This is a genomic window from Streptomyces sp. NPDC088746, assembly GCF_044751065.1.
GTDB lineage: Bacteria > Actinomycetota > Actinomycetes > Streptomycetales > Streptomycetaceae > Streptomyces.
Genome location: NZ_JBIVLA010000007.1, coordinates 277063 through 303819 on the forward strand (window position 1 = coordinate 277063; position 26757 = coordinate 303819).

Here is a 26757-nt window from a genome sequence, read left to right on the forward strand (position 1 = left end):
CGGCACCACTCCACGTTCAGGAAGGCCGAGATGAGCGACAGCCGAGGCAAGCCCAACAGCAGCCGTCCGACGACGACCAGCGGTTCGGGGCCCGGCCGGTGGAACACCGAGAGCGGCAGCCGACCGGCCACCGCCACCACCCGCACCCCGAGCCGCCCCAACGGTCCGAAGGCTTCATGACCGAGGGCGCCCCCCGTCTCGCCAAAGCCGGGGCCGCCCTCATCCAGAAACCCACTCACGAGAACTGGAGACACCCAGCATGACCCAACCCACCGACATCCGGCGAGTACCCGGCCACCGGCCGCTCTTACTGGATCTCTTCTCCTGCGCCGGCGGCGCGGCCATGGGCTACCACCGGGCCGGATTCGAGGTGACTGGCGTGGACATCGTCGACCGCCCGAACTACCCCTTCGCCCTCCACCGCGACGACGCCCTCGAACACCTCGCCAACCTCATCGCGACCGGCGAGATCCGGCGGTATGCGGCTGTGCACGCCTCCCCGCCTTGCCAGGCCGGATGCGCCTTGACCGTGGGCACCAACGCGTCGCAGGGGTGGGGCGGTGCTCACGAAGACTTGGTGGCGCCCACCCGCGAACTCCTGGAAGCCACGGGCCTGCCGTACGTGATCGAGCAGCCCAACGGGCGGGCCCGGATCCGTAAGGACCTGTCCCTGTGCGGGGAGATGTTCGGTCTCGGAGTGATCCGCCACCGCAACTTCGAACTGGGCCGCTGGACCATCGACCGGCCGGCACACCCGAAGCACCGCGGCTACGTGCGCGGCTACCGCCACGGCATCTACCGGGACGGCCCCTACGTCGCCGCCTACGGCTCCGGCGGCGGCAAGGCCACCATCTCCGAGATGCAGGCCGCCATGGGCATCACCTGGACCGACGTCCGCGAAGAACTCACCGAAGCCATCCCGCCCGCGTTCTCCGAGCACATCGGCCGCGCCCTGCTCACCGCTGTCCGTCCGGTGGAGGTGGCCGCGTGAACACGCACCTGCGCACCGCCCTGGACCTCGCCGCTCGGGGCGTTCCCGTGCTCCCGCTGCGAGCCGGGAAGGTCCCGTTCGGGAACTGCCCGGCCTGCCGGGACAACGCCTGCGGCGGCCGGCCCAACATGAAGACCCCCGGCCCGTGCGACTGCCCCCGCCCGTGCCACGCCTGGGCCGCCGCCACCACCGAGCCTGCCGTGCTCACCGGACGCCCGTGGGCGATGGCATGGGCGCAGGCTCAGGCCGTGGCCTACCACCCCGGCGGGACCGGCCTGACCGTCGTGGACCTCGACCACGCCGATGCGGTCGCATGGGCTCGCCGGACGCTCCCCGCCACGCGGACCGTGCCGACGACCCGGGGCGAGCACTGGATCTACCAGGGGGCCATGCCCTCCATGAACGCGGTGCGCGACGGCGTCGACATCAAGTCGACCATGGTCTACGCCCGGTGGCTCGGGCCCGGCGCCGGCACGATGACCGACCTGCCCGACGCCGTACGGGGCCTGGTCGTCAAGAAGCCGTCGCCGGTCAGGCCCGTCACTGTCCCCGTTCCGGCTGTGCGTGGGGAGTGCCGCCACCGGACGCCCGTCTACCTGGAGCGGGGCATCGCGATGGCTGAGCAGCGGATCACCGAGGCGGCCGGCGGGGTGCACGCCACCGTCTACCGGACGTTCCTCGCGGTGCTGTCCGCCCATGGGCGGTGCGGGTGCCTCACTGAGGCCCACGCCGCCCGGCTGTTCGCCGCCGCGCAGACCAGGGGCGAGACCGCCCGGCACTGCACCGATGCGTGGTCCAACGCCCGTACCGCATTGGGGATGTGAGTTATGTCCGAGGACGAGAAGACCCCCGCGCGTGAGGTCATCACCGAGTACGCGCAGTCGCATTTCCGGTACTTCCGCACGACCGAGGGCACCGTCTACGCCCAGCGGCTCGGCCACCCCGTGGCCCGCCCCATCCGCTCCCAGGGCACGACCGGCAGCCACCGGCAGGAACTCATGGTCGACCTCTTCAACGACGGGGTCGGCGTCTTCAACGGGACTTCGCTCAAGGAGGCGTTGGACTTGATCGAAGCACTCGCGCTGAGTCAGGACGTGCAGCCCACGCACATCCGTGTCGCCCCCGGGTTCGACGGGGCGACGTGGCTGGACCTCGGCCGCGACGACGGGCAGTCCGTCCGCATCCACCCCAACGGGTGGGAGGTCAAGGTTCCCGACCCGCGTGAGGTGTGCTGGCGGCGTACCCAGCTCACCGGAGAACTCCCCATGCCCGTCCGGGACACCGAGGGCAAGGGCATCGACCAGCTGTTGCGGCTGACGAACTTCGCCACCGCCGACACCGAGAGCCTGGCCCTGGCCTGGCTCATCGGCTGCCTGGGCCCGTCCGTCCCGGTCCCAGCCCCGTTCCTCACCGGCCCCCAGGGAGCGGGGAAGTCGACGGCCGGCCGCATGCTGGTGCGGATCATCGAGGGCATGACCGGCGATCTGCGCCGGGCGCCGAAGGATGAGGAGAACCTGATCACGGCCGTTGCCGCAGGATGGGTCACCGCGCTGGACAACCTCTCGCACCTGGCCCCGGACCTGTCCGACCTCATGTGCTGCATCGTCACCGGAGCCGAGAGCATCAAGCGCGCGTTGTTCAGCGACGGGGATGTCGTCCGCTCCCGCTACCGCCGCCCCCTCCTGCTGACCGGGATCGACGTCGGAGTCATCCGCCCCGACCTTGCCGAACGCCTCCTGCCACTGCGTCTGGAACGGCCCGGCGTGCGTCGGACAGAAGCGGAGCTGTGGCGGGAGTTCGAAGCGGCCCTGCCCGTGATCCTCGGCTCCCTCCTCGACCTGACGGTCAAGGTCCGGGCGACCGAGGCGGATATCCCGAGTGATCTGCGGATGGCGGACTTCGCCCACATGTGCGCGCAGATCGACGCCGCCACAGGGTTCGGCACGCTCCCCGCCTACCGCAGCAGCCTGGACGAGCTGAACGACGACGTCATCGAAGGCGACCTCCTCGCGCAGACCGTCCTCAAGCACGCCGCCGGCCTCGACCCCGGCACCGAGACGCGGATGACGTCCTCGGAGTGGCTACACCTCCTCAGCGGCCTCTACAGCGGCGACGACTGCCGTCCGCTGCCCAAAGGGTGGCCCACAACGGGGAAAGTCCTCTCCGACCGCCTCAAGCGTCTTCAGCCCACCCTCGCCGCCAGGGGCGTCCTCGTCGACTGGGGCCGCACCCGCGAGGGCCGGTACGTCGAAATGACCCGACGCCCCGCCCCGCCGCCCCACGAGCAGCAGTCGTTCTGACCCGCACCGGCGACCGGGGTACGAACAAGCAAGAGGAGCACCACGCGCCATGGCGGCGGGTGCTCCTCTTGCTGTTCGGCGGAACGCCGCCCAGTGGTCGCGCCGCGAAGCGGCTCCCCACTTCATGCCCTGAGCAGCACCACACCACAACAGACACCCCCTCTCTTTTTTCTTAAGAAAGGGAAGGCTGCGTCACCCGCGTCACCACGGGGGCCAAAACAGCCCCTGAGCTGTGGCGATTCGGGTGACGCAGGACGGCTTCGGCTGCGTCACCCCGCGTCACCTGCGTCACCCGGCACCCCCCCCCATGACGCACCTCTGCGTCACCGATGACGCACCCGCAATCGTCTGCGTCACCACATAACCGCAGGTCAGGCGCCACCAGTGACGTGGATGACGCGATGACGCAGAAATCACAGCCTCGGACACATTCGGGCGCGCTCCGGGCCCGCCCGCCTCGAATCCCAGGGAGTCAGTCGATGAGCAACCTTGCTCACCCTGCCCGGCGACTCACAGCCGTTCCCCCCGTGCCCAGACCGGGGCCGCTGGAAGAAACGTACATGGACGTCAAGGCCCTGGCCAAGCTGCTGGGGACCACCGAGCGATTTCCGCGCCGTCTCGTGGCTGAGCGGCGCATCCGCTACCTGAAGGTCGGTACTCATGTGCGCTTCCCGGCGAGTGCCGTCGAAGAGTTCCTTGCCACCAACACCGTTGAACCGATCCGGGCGCGTCGCCGCATGAGGAGGGCTGCTTGATGGCCAAGCGCAAGAAGAACGCGAAGAAGATGACGATGCGTCGTTTCGGTGCAGTCAGGCAATACCGTTCCGGGCGCTGGACTGCCTCCTATCTGGACCCGGCGGGGGAGCGTCGGCGGGCGCCCGAGACGTTCGAGACGCAGACCGATGCCGAGATCTGGCTCTCGCAGGTCGAAGCGGATATGACCCGCGACGCGTGGCGGGACCCGGACGCCGGCGCGGTGAACTTCGAGGAGTACGCGACGAAATGGGTGGCGGAAAGGGGCGTCGCGCCCCTCACGGAGGAGCTGTATAACCGGCTGCTCAGGCTCCATCTCGTCCCTGCGTTCGGTGCGTTCGACCTGGACGAGATCACCCCACCGCGCGTGCGGGAGTGGCGGGCGGAGCGCCTGACTGTCACGGGTGCCACGACCGTTGCGAAGTCCTACCGGCTGCTGAAAGCCATCCTGGAGACCGCGACCGACGACGAACTGATCCGCCGGAACCCGTGCCGCATTCGGGGCGCCGGAAAGGAGCTCTCGCAGTCGGGTCAGGTGGCGACCGTCGCCCAGGTCGACGCACTCGCGGACGCCATCGGCATCCGGTGGCGCTTGATGGTCTACCTCGGGGCCTACGGGCCCATGAGGCCGGAGGAGCAGGCGGAGCTTCGGCGGAAGGACGTGGACGTGGACAACGCCACTGTCGTCGTTCGCAAGGCCGCCCCGGAGCTGGCCACGGGCAAGCGGGCCGAGGGACCGACGAAGTCGGAGGCCGGGAAGCGCGTTGTAGTCCTGCCGGAGTTCCTGCGGAAGGACCTTCACCGGCACATGGACTGGTACGCGGAGAAGGGGCCGGACGGACTGCTGTTCGTGGGGGAGAAGGGCAGGCCGTTCCGCCGTTCCACCTTCGGGCGGAAGTGGCGCAAGGCTCGGACCACGGTCGGGCTGCCCGAGAACTTCCGCTTCTACGATCTCCGGCACACCGGGCACACCCTCTCCACCCGGTCGGGAGCCACGCTCAAGGACACGATGGTGCGCGCCGGCCAGTCGACGGAGAAGGCGGCCCTGATCTATCAGCACTCTGACCACGAGCGTCAGAAGGAGGTGGCGGGCGGGCTGGACCGGATGGTGCGAGCGGCCCGTGACAAGGCGCGCGAGGAGCGCGAAAAGGGGTCAGGTGGTGCGGAGGTTGTGCAAGGCGCTTAGGGAGGTCTAGACAACGACGAACCCCCAGGTCGATGACCTGGGGGTTCGTGGAAGAGCGGGTGACGAGAATCGAACTCGCGCTCTGAGCTTGGGAAGCTCATGTTCTACCATTAAACTACACCCGCGAAGCGCGCCGGTGATCGGCTGTGCATCGTCCCACACTGTACCCCATCGCAGACCCCCGGCGTGTTCGCCGCGGGGTCCGTGTGTCGTTCCGGGGGGTGGATGCGGGTGCGGGCGAGGGGAGTTGAGGGCGTAGCGTGGGTGGGCGGAGTGCCGCCTGGAGTGGCGTCCCGTTCATCCCCTAATGTGGCGGTCTCGTCCAAGGCTGGTTGGGGAAGGGACTTGATGGAGTCGATGGAGCGCACCGTCGTCCGCTGTGCCGAAGGGCACGTTTTCGCTACCTCGTCGTTCCCGATGCAGCAGCTCGGGTCCGGGCGGATCGGGCCCGGGCGGCTCATCCGCTGCCCGCGCTGCGCGCGGTTGCGGCAGGCGGTTCCCGTGGTGTTCGAGGAGCGTTAGCGGGCGGAAGAGGTCTGAGGCAGGCACGCGCGGGGCGGTCCGGTTGGGGTCGGCTCGCGCGTTCTGCGTATCCTCGGTGCGTGCTTCTCTCAGATAAGGACCTCCGGGCCGAGATCGATGCCGGGCGGGTTCGCATTGACCCGTTCGACGCTTCGATGGTGCAGCCCTCGAGCATCGATGTGCGGCTGGACCGCTACTTCCGGGTGTTCGAGAACCACCGCTATCCGCATATCGATCCCGCCGTCGAGCAGGTGGACCTGACCCGTCAGGTCGAGCCGGACGGTGACGAGGCGTTCATCCTGCACCCCGGGGAGTTCGTCCTGGCGTCGACATACGAGGTCATCTCGCTCCCCGACGACCTGGCGTCGCGGCTGGAGGGGAAGAGTTCGCTGGGCCGGCTCGGGCTGGTGACGCATTCCACGGCCGGCTTCATCGACCCCGGTTTCTCGGGGCATGTGACCCTGGAGCTGTCGAATCTGGCGACTTTGCCGATAAAGCTCTGGCCGGGAATGAAGATCGGGCAGCTGTGTATGTTCCGGCTGACGTCGTCCTCCGAGTTCCCGTACGGTTCCGAGCGGTACGGATCGCGTTATCAGGGCCAGCGAGGGCCGACCGCCTCGCGTTCTTTCATGAATTTCCATCGGACACAGGTGTGATACGGCATGGCTGGTGAAGTGCGGGAGAATCTGACGTACGAGGTCTTCGGACACGCCGTACGTGAGCTGGCCCAGGCGGTGGCCGACGACGGTTACGAGCCCGATGTCGTGCTGAGCATCGCGCGGGGCGGGGTCTTCGTCGCGGGTGGTCTGGCGTATGCCCTGGACTGCAAGAACATTCACCTGGTGAACGTCGAGTTCTACACCGGGGTCGGGACCACCCTGGAAATGCCGGTGATGCTCGCGCCCGTGCCGAATGCCATCGACTTCACGCGGAAGAAGGTGCTCATCGCCGACGATGTCGCCGACACCGGAAAGACGCTGAAGCTGGTCCGTGACTTCTGCATCGAGCATGTGGCCGAGGTGCGCAGCGCCGTCATCTACGAGAAGCCGCAGTCGCTCGTGAAATGCGAGTACGTGTGGAAGAAGACCGATCAGTGGATCAACTTCCCGTGGAGCGTCGAGAAGCCCGTCGTGCGTCGTGAGGGCCAGGTCCTCGACTCCTAGGACCCCGGCCACAGGAGACAGACGTGGGAAGGGCCCCGGTGCGTCGCACCGGGGCCCTTCCTGCGCGTCGGCTCAGATCGTTCCGAGCTTGATGATCGAGAGCAGTGCGATCAGCTGGATCGCGGAGGCGCCCAGCGCCTTCGGCCACGGCAGGTCGTGCGACTTGCTCACCATCGAGGTGAACAGCGCTCCGGCGGCCAGCCAGGTGATCCAGCCGAGGATCTGGACCAGGGAGTTCTCGCCGCCGAGGAACAGGGCGAAGATCAGGCGCGGTGCGTCCGTGATCGACATGATGAGCATCGACAGGCCCACGGTCGGCTGCCAGGAGCCCGTGCCGCCCAGCTGGCGGGCCAGGGTGTGCGTGACCGCGCCGAGGACGAGTCCGCCGATGACGAAGCCGACGCCCGTGAAGATCACGTACGGGGCGGCCGTGGAGACCTCCGCGTGGATCGCCTCGTCGCGGGCCTGGTCGAAGCCGAAGAGCGCGAGCAGGCCGTAGACGAACGTGACGACGATCGCGGTGCCCCAGACGGGGTAGTCGCGCATCTGCCAGAACGTCGGCCCCGGCCGCATCACGATGCCGCTCAGCAGCTGCTTCCAGTGGAGCCTGGGCCCCGAGGGATGCGCGGCGGCCTGGCCGGCCTGGTAGGTGTTGCCGTCGCCGTACGGGTCCTCGTTGATGCTGAACGCCTGGGTGTGCCCCGGGGCGTTGGCATACGGGTCCTGCTGCGAGGGCTGTTGGTACGGGTCGCCGAAGTACTCCGGCTCGCCGTGCCCGCCTGCGTGCCCGCGTCCACCCCCGTGTCCGTCGCCGCCGTGCCCGCCGCCGTACGGGGCGCCCTGGGGGCCTCCGTACGGTGCGCCGTTGCCTCCTGCCGGGGGCCACGACTGCCCGCCGTACGGCGGCGGTGATGCCTGCGCGCCGTACGGCGGTTGCTGCTGCGGGTGTTGTTGCGGTGTGCGGTTGTCCCGGCCGCGTCCGATCCTGAATCCAGCCACACCTCGAACGTACCTGGTCCGTGTGGGTGCGGTGTGAGGGCCGGGGGAACATGGGGCCCATTGCGGCCTAGCTGTGACATCCCCTAGGGGGACCCCGGGGGGCCCGCACCACCCGTGAGGGGCCCGGCAGCACCCCTGGAACGCCGGAGCGGCCGGTCCTGCCCCCGAGGCAGGTCCGGCCGCTTCCGTGGAGGGAGACAGCTACTGGACGGGTTCCGGTTCCGGCTGGTCGGCCGTCTCCGCGTCGCCCGCCGGGTCGGTGGGTGTCTTCACCGAGTCGAGGAGCAGCTGGGAGACGTCGACGACCTGGATCGACTCCTTGGCCTTGCCGTCGTTCTTCTTGCCGTTGACCGAGTCGGTCAGCATGACGAGGCAGAACGGGCAGGCGGTGGAGACGATGTCCGGGTTGAGGGAGAGGGCTTCGTCGACGCGCTCGTTGTTGATGCGCTTGCCGATCCGCTCCTCCATCCACATCCGGGCACCGCCGGCGCCGCAGCAGAAGCCGCGCTCCTTGTGGCGGTGCATCTCCTCGTTCCGCAGACCCGGGACCTTCGCGATGATCTCGCGCGGAGGCGTGTAGATCTTGTTGTGGCGGCCCAGGTAGCAGGGGTCGTGGTACGTGATCAGACCCTCGACAGGCGTCACCGGGATCAGCTTGCCCTCGTCCACCAGGTGCTGGAGCAGCTGCGTGTGGTGGATGACCTCGTACTCGCCGCCGAGCTGCGGGTACTCGTTGGCGATGGTGTTGAAGCAGTGCGGGCAGGTCGCGACGATCTTCTTCGACGACTTCGGCTTCTTCGTCTCCGGCTCGTCCTCGTCCTCGCCGAACGCCATGTTCAGCATCGCGACGTTCTCCTGGCCGAGCTGTTGGAACAGCGGCTCGTTGCCGAGGCGGCGGGCGGAGTCACCGGTGCACTTCTCGTCGCCGCCCATGATCGCGAACTTGACGCCCGCGATGTGCAGGAGCTCCGCGAATGCCTTCGTCGTCTTCTTGGCCCGGTCCTCCAGGGCGCCCGCGCAACCGACCCAGTACAGGTAGTCGATCTCGCTGAGGTCCTCGACGTCCTTGCCGACGATCGGGACCTCGAAGTCGACCTCCTTGGTCCACTCGACGCGCTGCTTCTTGGCGAGCCCCCAGGGGTTGCCCTTCTTCTCCAGGTTCTTGAGCATCGTGCCCGCCTCGGACGGGAACGCGGACTCGATCATCACCTGGTAGCGGCGCATGTCGACGATGTGGTCGATGTGCTCGATGTCGACCGGGCACTGCTCCACGCACGCACCGCAGGTGGTGCAGGACCACAGCACGTCCGGGTCGATGACGCCGTTCTCCTCGGCGGTGCCGACGAGCGGGCGCTCGGCCTCCGCGAGGGCGGCCGCGGGAACGTCCTTGAGCTGCTCCTCGGTGGCCTTCTCGTTGCCCTCCATGTCCTTGCCGCCGCCGGCCAGCAGATACGGGGCCTTGGCGTGCGCGTGGTCGCGCAGGGACATGATCAGGAGCTTCGGGGAGAGCGGCTTGCCGGTGTTCCAGGCGGGGCACTGCGACTGGCAGCGGCCGCACTCGGTGCACGTGGAGAAGTCGAGGATGCCCTTCCAGGAGAACTGCTCGACCTGGGAGACACCGAAGGTGTCGTCCTCGCCCGGGTCCTCCCAGTCGATCTCCTTGCCGCCCGTGGTCATCGGCTGCAGCGCGCCGAGCGCGACCGCTCCGTCGGCGTTCCGCTTGAGCCAGATGTTCGGGAAGCCGAGGAAGCGGTGCCAGGCGACACCCATGTTGGTGTTGAGCGAGACCGTGATCATCCAGATCAGCGACACGCCGATCTTCACCATGGCGGTGAAGTAGATGAGGTTCTGGAGGGTGCCGAGCGCGAGTCCCTTGAAGGCGAGCACGAGCGGGTACGAGACGAAGTACGCGGCCTCGTAGCCCTCGACGTGGTGGATCGCGCCTTCGAGACCGCGCAGGGTCAGGATCGCCAGGCCGATGACGAGGATGACGTACTCGACGAAGTACGCCTGCCAGGCCTTGGAACCGGCGAAGCGGGACTTGCGGCCGGCCCGCGAGGGCAGGTTCAGCAGTCGGATGGCCATCAGCGTCACGATGCCGAGCACCGTCATGATGCCGATGAACTCGATGTACAGCTCGAACGGCAGCCAGCTGCCGACGATCGGCAGCACCCAGTCGGCCTGGAAGAGCTGTCCGTACGCCTGGAGCAGCGTCGGCGGCAGTGTCAGGAAGCCGATCGCGACGAACCAGTGGGCGAAGCCCACGATCCCCCACCGGTTCATCCGGGTGTGGCCGAGGAATTCCTTGACCAGGGTGATCGTGCGCTGCTTGGGGTCGTCGGTGCGGCTGCCTGCCGGCACCGGCTGTCCGAGACGGACGAACCGGTAGATCTGCGCGACGGCTCGGGCGATGAGCGCAACGCCGACGACAGTCAGCACCAGCGACACGATGATCGCGGCGAGTTGCATTTGGGGACTCCTCGGGCCTGCGAGGGTGGGATCCAGCGCGTACAAGTGATTACTAAGCAGTAACTTAATCAGTCTGTGCTGACACTATCCACTTATTCCGCCACGCTGTAGCCGGACAGGCGGTGATCTGTGTCGCTCAGGTGAGCCTTCCCGGGACGTCGCAGTCCGCGGAGCGCCGCACCCAGGGGGATGCGTACGGACTGCGCCAGGATCGCCAGGTCGAGCCCTGTCCCATGATGCTCTGCGTAGTGCGCGTCCAGGAGGGCGGGTTCGTCCCAGGGCATCCCTGAACGGGCGCGTACCTGGGCCAGCCCGGTCAGGCCGGGCCGGACGCTCTGCCGCCAGTGACCTGCGGCGGGCCCCAGGAGGGCGGCCTCGCCGGGGGTGAGGGGCGCCGGGCCGACCAGGGAGAGCTCCCCCCGTACGACGTGGGGCAGCCGGGACAGCAGGTCGAGCCGGAGCCGCCGGGTGCGCAGCGAGCGCAGCTCGAACGGGTGACCGTCCAGACCCACCCGGATCTCGCGCCTCAGTACGCCTCCCCCTTGGCGGGGCGGCCGGACGGCCAGAGCCAGCGCGGTGAGGGCGAGTGCGGGAACCGTCAGGAGCAGCAGCACCGAGCCGAGTGTCAGGTCCAGGGACCGTTTGGCCGTGAGGGCCGACAGGGGCCCGATGATCCGCCCGGCGGCCATGGATGTCAGGGCACCGGCGGCGCGCCGGGCCGTCACGGTTGCGACGGCGATCCCGGGGAAGGGGCCGGTGGCGGGCCTGGGCACCCCGGCCGCCGACGGGGCAGGGTGACGTCTCCTTCGTTCCGCAGTCTGCTTCGCGTTCCGCATGGCACCTGCCCGGAGTCGATGACGGGACGGTATGACCGTCTCGATGCATTTTGTGACAGAACGATCCCACGGTGCGATGGTGGGTGGGGTGTGTGTGACGTGCCGCGCACTGCGGTGTCGCGGTTCCAGGCGACGGCGGCGAGCTTCTTTCACCACCCGAACGCGGAAAATGCCTGCTCAGAGCGGTCGCGAGCACATAAGTTGAGCGTAAGTGGCTCAGGTCCTTTGACTCCGGGGTGCGTGTCATGCATGCTTGAGTCAGATCCACTCAAGTAGTCAGTTGGAGGAATTGAAATGGCACGTGCGGTCGGCATCGACCTGGGCACGACTAACTCCGTCGTCAGCGTTCTCGAAGGCGGCGAGCCCACCGTCATCACCAACGCCGAAGGCGCCAGGACCACGCCGTCCGTCGTCGCCTTCGCGAAGAACGGCGAGGTGCTGGTCGGCGAGGTGGCCAAGCGCCAGGCGGTCACCAACGTCGACAGGACGATCCGTTCGGTCAAGCGCCACATGGGCACTGACTGGAAGATCGAGCTCGACGGCAAGAACTTCAACCCGCAGCAGATGAGCGCCTTCATCCTGCAGAAGCTGAAGCGCGACGCCGAGTCGTACCTGGGCGAGAAGGTCACCGACGCGGTGATCACCGTCCCGGCGTACTTCAACGACTCGGAGCGCCAGGCGACCAAGGAGGCCGGCGAGATCGCGGGCCTGAACGTCCTGCGCATCGTCAACGAGCCGACCGCCGCCGCCCTGGCGTACGGGCTCGACAAGGACGACCAGACAATCCTCGTCTTCGACCTCGGTGGCGGCACCTTCGACGTGTCCCTCCTGGAGATCGGCGACGGCGTCGTCGAGGTGAAGGCCACCAACGGTGACAACCACCTCGGTGGTGACGACTGGGACCAGCGGGTCGTCGACTACCTGGTGAAGCAGTTCGCCAACGGGCACGGCGTGGACCTGTCCAAGGACAAGATGGCTCTCCAGCGTCTCCGCGAGGCCGCGGAGAAGGCGAAGATCGAGCTCTCGTCCTCGACCGAGACCACGATCAACCTGCCCTACATCACGGCGTCCGCCGAGGGCCCGCTGCACCTGGACGAGAAGCTCACGCGCTCGCAGTTCCAGCAGCTGACCGCGGACCTCCTGGACCGTTGCAAGAACCCGTTCCACAACGTCATCAAGGACGCGGGCATCCAGCTCTCCGAGATCGACCACGTCGTTCTCGTCGGTGGCTCGACCCGTATGCCGGCCGTCGCCGAGCTCGTCAAGGAGCTCACGGGCGGCCAGGACGCCAACAAGGGTGTGAACCCGGACGAGGTCGTCGCCATCGGCGCCTCGCTCCAGGCCGGTGTCCTCAAGGGCGAGGTCAAGGACGTCCTGCTCCTCGACGTGACCCCGCTGTCCCTCGGCATCGAGACCAAGGGAGGGATCATGACGAAGCTCATCGAGCGCAACACCACGATCCCGACCAAGCGTTCCGAGATCTTCACGACGGCCGAGGACAACCAGCCGTCCGTGCAGATCCAGGTCTACCAGGGCGAGCGCGAGATCGCGGCGTACAACAAGAAGCTCGGGATGTTCGAGCTCACCGGTCTGCCGCCGGCCCCGCGTGGTGTGCCGCAGATCGAGGTCGCCTTCGACATCGACGCCAACGGCATCATGCACGTCGCCGCCAAGGACCTCGGCACCGGCAAGGAGCAGAAGATGACCGTCACCGGTGGCTCCTCGCTGCCGAAGGACGAGGTCAACCGGATGCGCGAAGAGGCCGAGCAGTACGCCGACGAGGACCACCGCCGTCGCGAGGCCGCCGAGTCGCGCAACCAGGGCGAGCAGCTCGTCTACCAGACGGAGAAGTTCCTCAAGGACAACGAGGACAAGGTCCCCGGCGACGTGAAGACGGAGGTGGAGACCGCGCTCACCGAGCTGAAGGAGAAGCTCAAGGGCGAGGACACCGCCGAGATCCGCACCGCCACCGAGAAGGTCGCGGCCGTCTCCCAGAAGCTGGGCCAGGCGATGTACGCCAACGCCTCCGAGGGTGCGACGCCGGGCGCCGAGGCGCCGGGCGACGACCAGGCCAAGGCCGACGACGACGTCGTCGACGCCGAGATCGTGGACGACGAGAAGGACACGAAGGGCGGTGCGGCGTGACCGAGGAGACTCCGGGCTTCGACGAGAAGCCTGACGTCCCCTCCGGCGCCGATGCCGACGACGCCGAGCCGAAGGCCGCCACCCCCTCCGAGGAGGAGGCGGCGGCCCCGGCCGGGGACGTACAGCAGACAGCGGCCCTGACGGCCCAGCTGGACCAGGTCCGTACGGCGCTCAACGAGCGCACGGGCGACCTCCAGCGGCTCCAGGCCGAGTACCAGAACTACCGCCGTCGGGTCGAGCGTGACCGGGTCACGGTCAAGGAGGTCGCCGCGGCGGGTCTCCTGACCGACCTCCTGCCCGTGCTCGACGACATCGGCCGGGCGCGGGAGCACGGCGAGCTCGTCGGCGGCTTCAAGGCCGTGGCCGAGTCGGTGGAGACGGTCGTCGCGAAGATCGGCCTCCAGCAGTTCGGCAAGGAGGGCGAGCCCTTCGACCCGACGATCCACGAGGCCCTGATGCACTCGTACGCGCCGGACGTCACCGAGACGACCTGCGTGGCGATCCTGCAGCCCGGGTATCGCATCGGGGAGCGCACCATCCGCCCCGCGCGGGTGGCCGTGGCCGAACCGCAGCCGGGCGCCACGCCCGCGGCGGCGAAGGAAGAGAAGGCAGACGACGAGGAGAGCGGTGGCACCGAAGAGGTCTGACATTCCGTCCGACCACAGCGGTGAACACCGACGGGGCGTGGGGGCGGCCCCCCGGCCCGCCCCCACGGCCGATCGTCCGGAAGGAGGGACGTCGATGAGCACGAAGGACTTCGTCGAGAAGGACTACTACAAGGTTCTCGGCGTCCCCAAGGACGCCACCGACGCCGAGGTCAAGAAGGCGTACCGGAAGCTCGCCCGCGAGTACCACCCGGACGCCAACAAGGGTGACGCCAAGGCCGAGGAGCGCTTCAAGGAGATCTCCGAGGCGAACGACGTCCTCGGCGACCCCAAGAAGCGCAAGGAGTACGACGAGGCGCGCGCCCTCTTCGGCAACGGAGGCTTCCGGGCGGGTCCCGGCGGTGCGGGCGGCAACTTCAACTTCGACCTGGGCGACCTCTTCGGGGGCGCCCCCGGCGGTGGCCAGGGTGCCGGCGCCGGCGGCTTCGGCGGAGGCGGCGGTGGCGGCCTGGGCGATGTCTTCGGCGGCCTGTTCAACCGCGGTGGCGCGGGCACCCGCGTCCAGCCGCGCCGTGGCCAGGACATCGAGTCCGAGGTGACGCTCAGCTTCACCGAGGCGGTCGACGGGGCCACGGTCCCGCTGCGGATGTCCAGCCAGGCACCCTGCAAGGCGTGCTCGGGCACCGGCGACAAGAACGGCACCCCGAGGGTCTGCCCGACCTGCGTCGGCACCGGTCAGGTGTCGCGCGGCACCGGCGGCGGATTCTCCCTGACCGATCCCTGCGTGGACTGCAAGGGCCGGGGCCTCATCGCCCAGGACCCCTGCGACGTCTGCAAGGGCAGCGGCCGGGCGAAGTCGGCCCGCACGATGCAGGTCAGGATCCCCGCGGGGGTCTCGAACGGCCAGCGGATCCGGCTGCGCGGCAAGGGCAGCCCGGGCGAGCGCGGCGGTCCGGCCGGCGACCTCTACGTCGTCGTCCACGTCGACGCCCACCCGGTATTCGGCCGCAAGGGCGACAACCTCACCGTCACCGTGCCCGTCACCTTCCCGGAGGCGGCGCTCGGCGGCGAGGTGAAGGTCCCCACCCTCGGCGGGCCTCCGGTCACCCTGAAACTCCCGGCCGGCACGCCCAACGGACGTACGATGCGGGCCCGGGGCAAGGGCGCCGTACGCAAGGACGGCACCCGCGGCGACCTCCTGGTCACCGTCGAGGTGGCCGTGCCCACGGACCTCGGCGCGGACGCCCAGGACGCGCTGGAGGCCTACCGGAAGTCGACCGCGGGGGAGGACCCGCGGGCGGAGCTGTTCCAGGCTGCGAAGGGAGCTTGAGATGGACGGCCGTCGACGCAATCCGTACCAGCTGACCGACGAATCGCCGGTCTACGTGATCTCGATCGCGGCCCAGCTCTCGGGCCTGCACCCGCAGACACTGCGCCAGTACGACCGCCTCGGCCTGGTCTCGCCCGACCGCACGGCCGGGCGCGGCCGGCGCTACTCGGCCCGTGACATCGAACTGCTGCGCACCGTGCAGCAGTTGTCGCAGGACGAGGGCATCAATCTCGCGGGCATCAAGCGCATCATCGAGCTGGAGAACCAGGTCGCCGCGCTCCAGCAGCGCGTCGCCGAGCTCTCGGCGGCGGTGGACGGCGCGGCCGTGGCCATGCAGCAGCGCGAAGCCCAGGTGCACGCCTCCTACCGGCGTGATCTGGTGCCGTACCAGGATGTGCAGCAGACGAGCGCACTGGTGGTCTGGCGGCCGAAGAGGCCGAAGGACTGAGCCGGCCGGGAAGGGTCCGCCCCTGAGTCTCACGACTCGGAGGCGGGCCCTTCCCGCGTGCCCGTGGCGTCGTCCACGGCACCGGACCGCACGATGCCGGACCGCACGATCAGGACCCCGAGATGGGTCCGGCTGGTGGCGCCCAGGGCCTGCATCAGCCTGGCGATGTGCGAGCGGCAGGTGCGGACGCTGATGCCCAGCTTGCGGGCCACCGCGTCGTCGACGTGGCCCTCGCTGAGGAGCCGGGCGATGCTCTGCTGGACGGCCGTGACCTGGATCCCCGGGGTGGTCGTGGGGAGCTGCCGGGTGAGCGGGACGGCCTGGGCCCAGAGGACCTCGTAGACCTGGACGAGGTAGCGGACGAGGGCGGGGTGCCGGATCTCCAGCGCCACGTCGTGCTCGGGGCCGGCCGGTATGTAGGCGATGCTGCGGTCGAAGATGATGAGCCGTTCGACGCTCTCCTCCACGGTACGGATCTGGAGGCAGTCGGGCGGCACCTGTGCCACGTACTCCTTGACCCGTGCGTTGTAGCGCGCCGGATGCTGGTAGATGTGCCGCAGGCGGGCTCCTCCCGCGATGGCCGCACGGGCGTTGTCCAGGCCCTGCCGCATGTTGTGCTCCAGCCGGTTGCCCCCGGGCTGCGCCGTGAGTACCTCCTCCCGCGCGCGGAGGGAGGCTTCCTGGAGTGCCGACACGATCACCGGTCGCCCTTCGAGCACGGTGATCGCCAGATTGGGGTCCTCGTCCGCGACGGACGCCAGCGGGGTGAGCGCCTGGCTCAGTGCGGTGCTCAGCTGTATCCGCTCGTCGATCTCGCGGGTGATGGGCTGGAGCAGGTGGGCCAGTGCGGCGGACGGCGGGACGGGGCGCAGCCAGGCGTCGTCGGCCGTGTCGGGGTGGACGAGGGCCATGTCGATCAGGCACGGCGCCGGTGCCAGGGCCGCGCGGGAGACGCCGCCCGCGCGGAGCGCCTCCTCGTACAGCTGGATCGCCGGGGCGCACAGCTCTCGGGGGCCGTGCGAATGCGCCGGGTTTGTCTCAGCAGACTCCATTTGATGACCCCTCACTTTGTGCAGTGCAGAAAGATGACGGTGGCGGAAGCGGCGCCGGCGGGGGAGTGTGGACAGGCCGGGCGAGGGGGGAACTCGCCCGGCTCGACGACGGCGTGGCCGCGCTCTCCCTCAGGGCGCGGACAGGTCCTCCGGGTTCCGGGGCGGGGAGCCGTGGACCTCGCACGCTCAGGAGTCCTGGTCCAGGATTCCCGAACGTGCGATCAGGTAGCCGAGTTGGGCGCGGCTCGTGCTTCCGAGGGTGGCCGACAGCTTGGCGACGTGGGCACGGCAGGTGCGGACGTTCATGCCGAGACGGCGGGCGATGGAGTCGTCCACGTGGCCTTCGACGAGGAGTTGTGCGATGGAGCGCTGGACCCCGCTGATCCCCTCGGGGGTCGGCTCGTACTTGATCTCCTCCAGGAGCGGCGCGGCCCTGGTCCAGAGCTGTTCGAAGACCTTGGCGAGGTACTCGACCAGGCCGGGGTGCCGTAGTTCCAGGGCGACCATGCGGTCGTCCTGGGCGGGGATGAAGGCGACGGTGCGGTCGAAGACGATCAGGCGTTCGATGAGCTCTTCGAGGGTGCGGATCTCCACGTGGTCGCCGGCCATGCGTTCGGCGTAGGCCAGCGTGCTCTGGCTGTGGCGCGCGGTGTGCTGGTACAGGGTGCGGATCCTGATGCCGCGGTCCACGACGGACAGACCGCGCTCCAGTGACCTGCTGAGGATGTCCTCGGGCCTCCCGCCTCCCGGCTGGACGGTGAGGACTTCGGACCGGCACTCGGCGGTCGCGAGATCGAGGGAGGCGTTGATCCGGTTGACGCCCTCCAGCACGGTGATGGCGTGGTTGGCGGACGGGCCCTGTGCGCTGATGTCCATGAAGGGCTCGAAGCACTCGGCCAGCGCCAGCGAATGCCTGCGGCGTTCCTGGATTTCGCGTTCTATGGGATGCAGGTGCTGCGCCAGGGCCGCCGACGGTGCGACGGGCCGGAGCCAGTCGGCGGCGTCGGGATCGGGGTGCAGCAGTGCGAACTCGATCAGGCAGGGCGCCGGCTCCACTTCGGCGCGGGCGATGCGTCCGGTGCGCAGCGCTATGGCGTAAAGGCGTGCTCCGTCATCACATAGTTCGGCAATCCCGTGAGGATGTGTCGGTTTTGTGGTACTTGCGGCCATATCTCCACCCCCCAGGTTCCTGAACTTGCAGGAACATGATGCATCGACGCAGTGGTGTTCGAGTGCCCAGGTGAGACATCGTCTTCAGTGCGGGGGAGAAGAATCCACAAGTGAGGACGAAGCCGACTATGTACAAGCGAATGCTTCGCTCGGCGCTTGCCGCCTCGTTCGTCGCGGCCATGGGTTTGGGGCTGTCGAGCGCAGGCGACATCGGCTGGAGCAGCGAGGCGACTGCTGCGCCCAGCGACATCGGCTGGAACGTGCAGGCAGCCGCGCCGGAGGACATCGGGTGGGTTGCTCCCGCGAGCGGCCAGGGGGACATCGGCTGGGTCGCACCCGCGAGTGGTCAGGGAGACATCGGCTGGGTCGCACCCGCGAGCGGGCAGGGAGACATCGGCTGGTCCGCCCCGGCCGACATCGGCTGGTCCGCTCCGACCGGCACCGCGGCATGACCACTCCACCGGACGACCGCACCTTCCGGCGGGAGATGGCCACGGCATATCGCTCAGGGTGGCATTTCATCGATCTGCTCACGGCACTTACCCGCCAGGGCGATTCGTTGATGGTCACCCTGTTCGGAGAGCCGATTGTCGTCGTGATGGAAACGGATGACGATATCCGCGCCTATCGCTGTCTTCGCCGGCCACGCGGAGCGCCGCAACCGGTTCGCTGTGCCGTGAGGTACGGCATGATTTTCGTAAATCTCGATCAGCGTGACCATGAACTGTTCGAGCAAGAAGCCATTTCCGCCACCCCCCGCAGTGCCTGAACGATTCCCCCGTCGTTCCATATCGTTCCGGCACTTCCCCCACACAGCGGCGCCATCGTGACCTGAACACGATGGCGCCGTTGTGCTGCCCGGAATCATTTCGGCATTCCTAGGCGTTTCCGAGCGCCCTGTCGACGGCGATCTCGATGACGACCCGCTCCGGGTTGTGCCGCGGGGTGCGCTCGTAGCGCTCCGCGTAGCGGCGTACCGCGTCCTGGACCTCCTCGGGCTCCGTCCGGAGCACCGCCCGGCCCTCCAGGGTCGCCCAGCGGCGGCCCTCCATCTGGCAGACCGCGACCCGCGCGCCCTCGGGGCCCGCCGCCCGGACGTGGGCGGCCTTTCTGGTGTTCCCGCCGGTGATGACGCGGGCGAGCCGCGTCCGAGGGTCGTAGGTCACGCCCACGGGCACCACATGTGGTGTGCCGTCCGGGCGGAGCGTGGTCAGGGTGCACACATGGCGTTCCCGCCAGAAGGCGAGGTATCCGGGACCGGGGTTGCGTACGTCAGGCATGCGGTCAGCCTAGAGAGGGGGTATGCGGAGGGGGAGGGAAGGCGCGTTTCGGCCTTGAGTGGAATAGACTCAACTTTGTACCCGTTGTTCGAGTCATAGTTCCGTAAGCACCAGCACGAGGAGGAGACAGCGCCCGTGGACGCCGAGCTGACCAACAAGAGCCGGGACGCCCTGAACGCGGCCACCAGCAGGGCCGTCAAGGACGGTCATCCCGATCTGACCCCCGGGCACCTGCTGCTTGCGCTGCTCGCGGGCGAGGACAACGCGAACATCACCGACCTGCTGGCCGCCGTCGACGCCGACCAGGTGGCCGTACGCGAGGAGGCCGAGCGGCTCCTGGGCTCGCTGCCCAGCGTGACCGGCTCGACCGTCGCACCGCCGCAGCCGAGCCGCGACATGCTCGCCGTCATCGCCGACGCCGACCAGCGCGCCAAGGAGCTCGGCGACGACTATCTCTCCACGGAGCACCTGCTGATCGCCCTCGCGGCGAAGGGCGGCCGCGCCGGTGAGATCCTCGACGGGCAGGGAGCCAGTGCGAAGAGGCTGCTGGACGCATTCGAGAAGAGCAGGGGAGGGCGCCGGGTGACCACTCCCGACCCCGAGGGCCAGTACAAGGCGCTGGAGAAGTTCGGTACGGACTTCACGGCCGCCGCCCGCGAGGGCAAGCTCGACCCGGTCATCGGCCGTGACCAGGAGATCCGCCGTGTCGTGCAGGTGCTGTCGCGCCGTACGAAGAACAACCCGGTGCTCATCGGCGAGCCCGGCGTCGGCAAGACGGCCGTCGTCGAGGGCCTCGCCCAGCGCATCGTCAAGGGCGACGTCCCGGAGTCCCTGCGGAACAAGCGGCTCGTCTCCCTGGACCTCGGCGCGATGGTCGCGGGCGCCAAGTACCGCGGCGAGTTCGAGGAACGCCTCAAGACCGTCCTCTCCGAGATCAAGGAGAGCGACGGGCAGGTCATCACCTTCATCGACGAGCTGCACACCGTCGTCGGCGCGGGCGCCGGCGGCGACTCCGCGATGGACGCGGGCAACATGCTCAAGCCGATGCTCGCCCGGGGCGAGCTCCGCATGGTCGGCGCCACCACGCTGGACGAATACCGCGAGCGCATCGAGAAGGACCCCGCTCTGGAGCGCCGCTTCCAGCAGGTCATGGTCGCCGAGCCGTCCGTCGAGGACACCATCGCCATCCTGCGTGGCCTCAAGGGCCGCTACGAGGCGCACCACAAGGTCCAGATCGCCGACTCCTCGCTGGTGGCCGCCGCGACGCTCTCGGACCGCTACATCACCTCCCGCTTCCTCCCCGACAAGGCCATCGACCTCGTCGACGAGGCGGCCTCCCGGCTCCGCATGGAGATCGACTCCTCCCCCCTGGAGATCGACGAGCTCCAGCGGTCCGTCGACCGTCTGCACATGGAGGAGCTGGCGCTCAAGAACGAGAGCGACGAGGGCTCCAAGCAGCGCCTGGAGAAGATCCGCCGCGACCTCGCCGACAAGGAGGAGGAGCTCCGCGGCCTCACCGCCCGCTGGGAGAAGGAGAAGCAGGGCCTGAACCGCGTCGGTGAGCTCAAGGAGCGCCTCGACGAGCTGCGCGGCCAGGCCGAACGCGCCCAGCGCGACGGCGACTTCGACACCGCCTCCAAGCTGCTGTACGGGGAGATCCCCGGCCTGGAGCGGGAGCTGGCCGAGGCCGACGAGGCCGAGCAGGAGGCCGCCCAGGACAAGGACACCATGGTCAAGGAGGAGGTCGGCCCGGACGACATCGCCGACGTAGTCGGAGCCTGGACCGGGATCCCGGCCGGACGCCTCCTGGAGGGCGAGACCCAGAAGCTGCTGCGGATGGAGTCGGAGCTGGGCAGGCGGCTGATCGGCCAGACCGAGGCCGTGCGCTCCGTGTCGGACGCCGTACGCCGCACGCGCGCGGGGATCGCCGACCCCGACCGCCCGACCGGCTCGTTCCTCTTCCTCGGCCCGACCGGGGTCGGCAAGACGGAGCTGGCCAAGGCGCTCGCGGACTTCCTGTTCGACGACGAGCGGGCCATGATCCGCATCGACATGAGCGAGTACGGCGAGAAGCACAGCGTCGCCCGGCTCGTCGGGGCCCCGCCCGGCTACGTCGGCTACGAGGAGGGCGGCCAGCTCACCGAGGCGGTCCGCCGCCGTCCGTACAGCGTCGTGCTGCTGGACGAGGTCGAGAAGGCCCACCCCGAGGTCTTCGACATCCTGCTCCAGGTGCTCGACGACGGCCGGCTCACCGACGGCCAGGGCCGGACGGTGGACTTCCGCAACACCATCCTGATCCTCACGTCGAACCTCGGCAGCCAGTTCCTGGTCGATCCCCTGATCGAGCCCGAGGTGAAGAAGGAGCGGGTCCTGGGCGTCGTGCGGGCCTCGTTCAAGCCGGAGTTCCTCAACCGGCTCGACGACCTGGTGGTCTTCTCCGCCCTGTCCGGAGACGAGCTGGCCCACATCGCGGGGCTCCAGGTGGCCCGTCTCGCCGGCCGGCTGGCCGACCGGCGGATCCAGCTCGACGTCACCCCGGACGCCCTGGCCTGGCTGGCCCAGGAGGGCAACGACCCGGCGTACGGCGCCCGGCCGCTGCGCCGGCTCATCCAGACCGCGATCGGCGACCGGCTCGCGAAGGAGATCCTGGCGGGCGAGGTCAAGGACGGCGACACGGTCCGGGTGGACCGGGCCGGCGACGGACTGACCGTGGGCACCACGACCGCGGCGAAGACGCTGTAGGCGGTAGCCGGCGACCTGTGTCCCCGGCCGGAGGACCTCGTGTCCCCGGCCGGGGACACACGTGTGTACGGCCCTGTCCGCATTGATGTGTGCATCCGGCACGCATCATCGGTGGAACCGCCCGCCAAATTGAGCCGAAAATTTCCATTCCGTGGCTGAATGGGGGACGCGATAGGGTCCGGACCTCGCTTTTTGTACCGCGGCGATACATATCTGTGCGCTCGGGCGGAACCGGCGGGCCGGCCGTGCGGACGATCGTGTTCCGCGCAATATCAGGACACTCCGGGCCCATTTACTTTGCGACGGGGGTGGCCGGTCCGAATTCCGAAGCCGGTAAGGTACGCGCATGACGGAGCGGATACCCGGTGAGCAGAGTGCGGAGCCGAAGGATTGCACGAGTGACAGCCTCATTCGGCTGAGCGAATTTCGTACGCTGTGGGCGGCTTTTGCTCAGTCGGTGCTGGGTGACCAGCTGGCGCGGGTGGCGCTCTCGCTGCTGGTGTTCGAACGCACCGAGTCGGCCGGCTGGACCGCGGCGACCTACGCCCTGACGAGTCTGCCCGCGCTGCTGTCCGGGGTCCTCCTCACCGGTCTCGCCGACCGTTTCCCCCGGCGCACGGTCATGATCAGCTGCGATCTGGTGCGCGCCGTCCTCATGGGCCTCATGGCCCTGCCCGGTACCCCCTTGCCGCTGCTCGCAGGGCTCCTGGTGCTGGCCCAGCTCGCCGAGGCACCTTTCGGGGCGTCGCAGGGCGCCCTCCTGCCGGCCGTCCTGGGCGAGCGCCTGTACGAGCGGGGGCAGCGGGTGATGCTGATCACCCATCAGGCCGGACAGCTGGTCGGCTTCGCCGTCGGCGGGGTGCTCGTCGTCTGGCTGGGCAGCCATGTCTCCCTCGGGCTGAACGCGGTGACGTTCCTGATCTCCGCGGCCCTGATCAGGCTGGGTGTGAAGGCCAGGCCGGTGGACAAGGAGGCCGACGCCCCGCCGAAGCGGATGCACACCCAGGTGGGGAAGGCCGCCGCACTGATCTGGTCGGACCCCCGGCTGCGGTCGCTGGTCGCGCTCGGCTGGCTGGCCGGGTTCATCGTGCTGCCGGAGGGCCTGGCCGCCCCCTTCGCCGAGGAGGCCGGCGCCGGCGCCGCGTCGGTGGGGCTCCTGCTCGCCGCGCATCCCACCGGCATGGTCCTGGGCGCGGCGTTCCTGGGGCGCGCGGGCTTCGACGTGGAGCGGCGCCGTCGGCTGCTCGGGCCGCTGGCGGTGGGCGCGAACCTTCCGCTGGTCGTCTACTGGGCGGGGCCCGGTGTGGGCGTGGCCCTGCTGGTCCTGCTGGTGTCGGGCCTCTGTTCCGCCTACCAGATCACCGCGGGTGCGACCTTCGTGCTGCTCACCCCGGCCGATCAGCGCGGTCAGGCACTGGGCCTGGCCAGGTCGGGGCTGACCGCCATGCAGGGGATCGGCGTCGCGGCGGGCGGCCTGGCCGCGGAGCTGTCGGGGTCCTCGGCGCAGACGATCGGAGGGGCGGGCCTCGTCGGCACGCTCTGCGCGGTCCTGGTCGCGGTTTCCTGGTCGCGTGCCAGGGGAACGAGCGCGGGGACGATTCCCCTGAGCGCGTAGGACCACCGGCCGCGATGGCGGCTAGGGTCGAAGCCAGGAAACCACGTGCGATCCACAGGAGTACCCAGCGATGTCTATCGACCCGTCCTCGATCCCTAACTTCGGGGGCCAGCCCGAACCGCAGACGTCAGGCCCCGAGGGCCCCGTGGTCCCCGACCAGGACCTCGTCAAGCAGCTCCTCGAGCAGATGGAGCTGAAGTTCGTCGTCGACGACGAGGGCGACCTCGCCGCGCCGTGGGAAGACTTCCGGACGTACTTCATGTTCCGCGGCGAGGAGGAGCAGCAGGTCTTCTCCGTCCGGACCTTCTACGACCGCCCCCACGCCCTGGACCAGCGGCCCGTTCTCCTCGACGCGATCGACGACTGGAACCGCCGCACCCTGTGGCCCAAGGTCTACACGCACGCCCACGAGGGCGAGGAGGGCACCGCAGCCTCCGTGCGGCTGGTCGGTGAGGCGCAGATGCTCATCGGCACCGGTGTCAGCCTGGAGCACTTCGTCTCCTCGACGGTCAGCTGGGTGCGGGCCTCGATCGAGTTCGACAAGTGGCTCGTGGAGCGTCTCGGCCTGGAGCCCGCCGAGAAGAAGGACGCGGGCGAGGAGCCCACGGAGGCCTGATCCGGCCCGACCGCGGAGGCCCGGTCCGGAGCGCGGCCCACACGGCCGGCGCCCGGACCGGGCCTTTGTCATGGGCGGTCAGGAGACCCGGAGGCTCTTCAGCCGGGTGACCGCCTCGGTGAGCACGTCCGTGCGCTTGCAGAACGCGAAGCGTACGAAGGGGGCGCCCTGCTCGCGGTGGTCGTAGAAGACCGCGTTCGGCACGGCGACGACCCCGCAGCGTCCGGGGAGCGCCCGGCAGAAGGCGAAGCCGTCGCCCCCGTCGCCGAGTGGGCGGATGTCGGCGCTGACGAAGTACGTTCCGGCGGGCCTGTAGACCTCGAAGCCGGCCTCGGCGAGGCCGTCGGCGAGCAGGTCGCGCTTGGCGCGCAGGTCGGTGCGGAGCCCGTCGAAGTAGCTGTCGGGCAGCCGCAGGGCCTCGGCGACGGCGTACTGGAAGGGACCGCCGGAGACGAACGTCAGGAACTGCTTGGCGGAGCGGACCGCGGTGACGAGTTCCGGGCTCGCGGTGATCCAGCCGATCTTCCAGCCCGTCAGCGAGAACGTCTTGCCCGCGCTGCTGATGCTGACCGTGCGCTCCCGCATGCCGGGGAAGGACGCGAGGGGGATGTGCTCGCCCTCGAAGACGAGGTGCTCGTAGACCTCGTCGGTGACGACCAGGAGGTCCCGTTCGCACGCGAGTGCGGCGACGGCCGCGAGCTCGTCACGGGTCAGGACGGTGCCGGTCGGGTTGTGCGGGGTGTTGAGCAGGATCAGCCGGGTGCGGGGCGTGACGGCCGCGCGCAGCTCGTCGAGGTCGAGCCGGTAGGCACCCTCGTGCGGCCTGAGCGTGACGGGGACGCGGGTACCGCCCGCCATGGCGATGCAGGCGGCGTACGAGTCGTAGTACGGCTCCAGAGCGACGACCTCGTCGCCGGGCTCCAGGAGGGCCAGCAGGGAGGCGGCCACCGCCTCCGTGGCGCCCGTCGTGACCAGGACCTCGGCATCGGGGTCGTACTCCAGTCCGTAGTGCCGCAGCTGGTGCTCCGCGACCGCGGAGCGCAGCTCGGGGACGCCGGGGCCCGGTGGGTACTGGTTGCCGTGGCCGGCGCGCAGGGCGCGGACGGCGGCTTCGCGGATCTCCTCGGGGCCGTCGGTGTCGGGAAAGCCCTGACCGAGGTTGATCGCCCCGGTCCGTACGGCCAGCGCCGACATCTCCGCGAAGATCGTTGTGCCGAACTCGGTGAGGCGGCGGTTGAGCAGCGGTCGTCCCTGTGTCATGGGCGCCATCCTGTGCCGAAGCTCTGGAGTTGCTCAAGTCTGCTTTGGCCGCGGCGGGGCGCGGGAATCCAACGGTCAGTCGAGAAGCGGGGACCTCGCTTCGGGGGACAGAAGGATGTGAGGTCGGTGGAGACGTTCTTCTTCATCGTGTTCCTGGTGATCGTGGTGGTGGGCATCGCCGCCCTCGCCTCGGGATCCGGGGGCCGCAGGAAAGCGCCGTCGTCGCGCGCCGGGCGCAGTGGGCGCCGTAGCCCGGACAGCGGCTCGGGGGACAGCTCCGGAGGGAGCTCGGGCAGCTGGTGGGCCGGGGACAGCGGCGGCGGTGACTCCGGCGGGCATTCCTGCGGCGGCGGCAGCAGCTGCGGCGGTGGTGGCGGGGGCTGCGGCGGTGGCGGCGGCAACTGAGACGGGTTCGCCCGCCCCGTACGGGGGGCGGGGCGGGTGCGCCTGAGGTGTCCGGTGGGACCGAACTCCCGCCGGACACCTTTTTGTTGGGCACGCGGGAACAGGTGAACCGTCCTGCCCCCTGAGGGATGGAAACCACGGCAAGTTGGGTAAAAACGCTGTGAGTGCGACGTACTTCGTGATTGCATCGATGTAGAGAACATTCAGCCCCCGGGCCCCAGTTGGGCGTTCCCCAGTTGGGCCGGATCGGGCTCCTCCTCCCCCGCGTGCGCCGGCACGGGGGTGCCTCCTGTCCGTGTATCCCTGTGCGTTTTGCGGAGCCGATCCATGCTCACCACCCTCCAGACCGCCTACTCCGATACCCGAGCCGCCGATCTGGCATGGACGCTCGGGCGGGAACCGCTGCCCGCCCTCGCCGTACTCGACCTCGAACTAGCGGGCGCGAAGGTGCAGTTGAGGCTGCTCGGCGCCTCTCATCAGGTGCTGCTGGAGGAGGAGCGCCGTACGTGCTCCGAGACCGTGGCCTGTCTGCCGGGCAGCAGCACGCCGCTGCCGCTGGGTGTCGCCGAGAGTCTGGGTGACTGGGACTACGAATTCGCGGCGCGCGTCGAGACGCTCTCGGAGGGGTCGTTCGCCGGGCGTGCGCAGGAGCTGCTCGCGCTGGTGGCCGACCATCCGCACGGACTGGCGGGGACGTTTCCCGGCAGCCCGTACGCCTTCACCGCGATGCTCGCGCAGCGGACGGAGGGTCAGGTTCACTGGCGGACCTGGCACGCGTATCCGCAGGAGGGGCAGTTGGTGGTCACCCGGTCGCGGGTGGGGGCGCGGGTGCCCGCAGGGGTGTCGTGACGGGAGTGCGCGGGTCCGGCC

The 26757-nt window shown here is 69.3% G+C and carries 26 protein-coding genes and 1 tRNA gene; 19 read left to right on the plus strand and 8 right to left on the minus strand.

From position 1 onward, the window contains the following. The first annotated feature begins 30 nt into the window (after positions 1–30). The 6 genes from ACIP63_RS28775 to ACIP63_RS28800 all read left to right on the plus strand — a co-directional run bounded on the left by ACIP63_RS28775 (position 31) and on the right by ACIP63_RS28800 (position 5230). A complete protein-coding gene (locus ACIP63_RS28775) occupies positions 31–180 on the plus strand; it encodes a hypothetical protein (protein ID WP_401521290.1) in 150 nt (49 codons plus the stop codon). Between the two features lie 79 nt (positions 181–259). Next, on the plus strand, positions 260–991 hold the full coding sequence (locus ACIP63_RS28780) for a DNA methylase (RefSeq protein WP_401521291.1): 732 nt from the start codon (positions 260–262) through the stop codon (positions 989–991). Continuing rightward, positions 988–1815, plus strand: a complete 828-nt coding sequence (locus ACIP63_RS28785; protein ID WP_401521294.1) for a bifunctional DNA primase/polymerase — start codon at positions 988–990, stop codon at positions 1813–1815. Before ACIP63_RS28780 ends, ACIP63_RS28785 begins: the two co-directional genes overlap by 4 nt. Before the next feature lie 3 nt (positions 1816–1818). Continuing rightward, positions 1819–3291, plus strand: a complete 1473-nt coding sequence (locus ACIP63_RS28790; protein ID WP_401521296.1) for an ATP-binding protein — start codon at positions 1819–1821, stop codon at positions 3289–3291. 560 nt (positions 3292–3851) lie between these two features. Then, the gene (locus tag ACIP63_RS28795) at positions 3852–4046 is read left to right on the plus strand and encodes an excisionase family DNA-binding protein (protein WP_401521298.1); all 195 of its coding nucleotides are present in this window, start codon (positions 3852–3854) and stop codon (positions 4044–4046) included. Next, the gene (locus ACIP63_RS28800) at positions 4046–5230 is read left to right on the plus strand and encodes a tyrosine-type recombinase/integrase (RefSeq protein WP_401521300.1); all 1185 of its coding nucleotides are present in this window, start codon (positions 4046–4048) and stop codon (positions 5228–5230) included. Before ACIP63_RS28795 ends, ACIP63_RS28800 begins: the two co-directional genes overlap by 1 nt. Before the next feature lie 54 nt (positions 5231–5284). Here ACIP63_RS28800 and ACIP63_RS28805 read toward each other — a convergent pair. Next, positions 5285–5355: transfer RNA gene (locus ACIP63_RS28805), tRNA-Gly, on the minus strand. 477 nt (positions 5356–5832) lie between these two features. On the opposite strand from ACIP63_RS28805, the gene dcd reads away from it, so the two are divergent. Continuing rightward, positions 5833–6408 (plus strand): dCTP deaminase, encoded by a 576-nt coding sequence (gene dcd, locus ACIP63_RS28810; RefSeq protein ID WP_099173424.1) that lies wholly within the window; start codon positions 5833–5835, stop codon positions 6406–6408. Between the two features lie 6 nt (positions 6409–6414). After that, positions 6415–6915: a phosphoribosyltransferase gene (locus tag ACIP63_RS28815; RefSeq protein ID WP_401521303.1), complete on the plus strand. Its 501-nt coding sequence runs from the start codon at positions 6415–6417 to the stop codon at positions 6913–6915. A gap of 72 nt (positions 6916–6987) precedes the next feature. Here the strand turns inward: ACIP63_RS28815 and ACIP63_RS28820 are convergent, their stop codons facing one another. From ACIP63_RS28820 to ACIP63_RS28830, 3 genes are all read right to left on the minus strand, one after another. Continuing rightward, complete coding sequence (locus ACIP63_RS28820) at positions 6988–7914, minus strand: Yip1 family protein (RefSeq protein ID WP_401521305.1); 927 nt, start codon at positions 7912–7914, stop codon at positions 6988–6990. A gap of 201 nt (positions 7915–8115) precedes the next feature. Further along, on the minus strand, positions 8116–10383 hold the full coding sequence (locus tag ACIP63_RS28825) for a heterodisulfide reductase-related iron-sulfur binding cluster (RefSeq protein ID WP_401521307.1): 2268 nt from the start codon (positions 10381–10383) through the stop codon (positions 8116–8118). Between the two features lie 92 nt (positions 10384–10475). Next, positions 10476–11072, minus strand: coding sequence for a sugar transferase (locus tag ACIP63_RS28830; RefSeq protein ID WP_401521309.1), 597 nt, complete (start codon positions 11070–11072; stop codon positions 10476–10478). Between the two features lie 441 nt (positions 11073–11513). On the opposite strand from ACIP63_RS28830, the gene dnaK reads away from it, so the two are divergent. From dnaK to ACIP63_RS28850, 4 genes are all read left to right on the plus strand, one after another. Further along, positions 11514–13364, plus strand: coding sequence for a molecular chaperone DnaK (gene dnaK / locus ACIP63_RS28835; protein WP_393756176.1), 1851 nt, complete (start codon positions 11514–11516; stop codon positions 13362–13364). Beyond that, positions 13361–14011: a nucleotide exchange factor GrpE gene (gene grpE / locus ACIP63_RS28840; RefSeq protein WP_104787139.1), complete on the plus strand. Its 651-nt coding sequence runs from the start codon at positions 13361–13363 to the stop codon at positions 14009–14011. Before dnaK ends, grpE begins: the two co-directional genes overlap by 4 nt. Before the next feature lie 94 nt (positions 14012–14105). Continuing rightward, entirely contained in the window at positions 14106–15299 is a 1194-nt protein-coding gene (gene dnaJ, locus ACIP63_RS28845; protein WP_401521313.1) for a molecular chaperone DnaJ, read from the plus strand. A 1-nt stretch (position 15300) separates the two neighbouring features. After that, positions 15301–15747, plus strand: a complete 447-nt coding sequence (locus ACIP63_RS28850; RefSeq protein ID WP_014155378.1) for a heat shock protein transcriptional repressor HspR — start codon at positions 15301–15303, stop codon at positions 15745–15747. A 29-nt stretch (positions 15748–15776) separates the two neighbouring features. On the opposite strand, the gene ACIP63_RS28855 is transcribed toward ACIP63_RS28850, so the two are convergent. Beyond that, positions 15777–16799: a LuxR C-terminal-related transcriptional regulator gene (locus tag ACIP63_RS28855; RefSeq protein WP_401521316.1), complete on the minus strand. Its 1023-nt coding sequence runs from the start codon at positions 16797–16799 to the stop codon at positions 15777–15779. A 186-nt stretch (positions 16800–16985) separates the two neighbouring features. Next, positions 16986–17969 carry a helix-turn-helix transcriptional regulator gene (locus ACIP63_RS28860; RefSeq protein ID WP_362943514.1) on the minus strand — a complete coding sequence of 328 codons (984 nt, stop codon included), beginning with the start codon at positions 17967–17969 and terminating at the stop codon, positions 16986–16988. Positions 17970–18097: 128 nt separating this feature from the next. On the opposite strand from ACIP63_RS28860, the gene ACIP63_RS28865 reads away from it, so the two are divergent. Together ACIP63_RS28865 and ACIP63_RS28870 are read left to right on the plus strand one after the other, a co-directional pair. Then, positions 18098–18421: a 5'-nucleotidase gene (locus tag ACIP63_RS28865; RefSeq protein ID WP_401521319.1), complete on the plus strand. Its 324-nt coding sequence runs from the start codon at positions 18098–18100 to the stop codon at positions 18419–18421. Then, positions 18418–18738 carry a (2Fe-2S)-binding protein gene (locus ACIP63_RS28870; RefSeq protein WP_033296620.1) on the plus strand — a complete coding sequence of 107 codons (321 nt, stop codon included), beginning with the start codon at positions 18418–18420 and terminating at the stop codon, positions 18736–18738. The genes ACIP63_RS28865 and ACIP63_RS28870 overlap by 4 nt, the downstream gene beginning before the upstream one ends. A gap of 109 nt (positions 18739–18847) precedes the next feature. Here ACIP63_RS28870 and ACIP63_RS28875 read toward each other — a convergent pair whose 3' ends face one another. After that, on the minus strand, positions 18848–19249 hold the full coding sequence (locus ACIP63_RS28875; protein WP_401521322.1) for a pyridoxamine 5'-phosphate oxidase family protein: 402 nt from the start codon (positions 19247–19249) through the stop codon (positions 18848–18850). A gap of 135 nt (positions 19250–19384) precedes the next feature. On the opposite strand from ACIP63_RS28875, the gene clpB reads away from it, so the two are divergent. From clpB to ACIP63_RS28890, 3 genes are all read left to right on the plus strand, one after another. Next, the gene (gene clpB, locus ACIP63_RS28880; RefSeq protein WP_401521324.1) at positions 19385–21991 is read left to right on the plus strand and encodes an ATP-dependent chaperone ClpB; all 2607 of its coding nucleotides are present in this window, start codon (positions 19385–19387) and stop codon (positions 21989–21991) included. Positions 21992–22337: 346 nt separating this feature from the next. After that, positions 22338–23606 (plus strand): MFS transporter, encoded by a 1269-nt coding sequence (locus ACIP63_RS28885; protein ID WP_401521327.1) that lies wholly within the window; start codon positions 22338–22340, stop codon positions 23604–23606. Positions 23607–23676: 70 nt separating this feature from the next. Then, a complete protein-coding gene (locus ACIP63_RS28890) occupies positions 23677–24222 on the plus strand; it encodes a YbjN domain-containing protein (protein ID WP_401521330.1) in 546 nt (181 codons plus the stop codon). Positions 24223–24300: 78 nt separating this feature from the next. Here the strand turns inward: ACIP63_RS28890 and ACIP63_RS28895 are convergent, their stop codons facing one another. Next, positions 24301–25482, minus strand: coding sequence for a pyridoxal phosphate-dependent aminotransferase (locus tag ACIP63_RS28895; RefSeq protein ID WP_401521333.1), 1182 nt, complete (start codon positions 25480–25482; stop codon positions 24301–24303). Between the two features lie 126 nt (positions 25483–25608). Between ACIP63_RS28895 and ACIP63_RS28900 the strand changes: the two genes are divergently transcribed. Then, on the plus strand, positions 25609–25887 hold the full coding sequence (locus tag ACIP63_RS28900; RefSeq protein WP_401521336.1) for a hypothetical protein: 279 nt from the start codon (positions 25609–25611) through the stop codon (positions 25885–25887). Positions 25888–26214: 327 nt separating this feature from the next. Beyond that, entirely contained in the window at positions 26215–26736 is a 522-nt protein-coding gene (locus ACIP63_RS28905; RefSeq protein ID WP_401521339.1) for a DUF2617 family protein, read from the plus strand. Positions 26737–26757 lie beyond the last annotated feature (21 nt).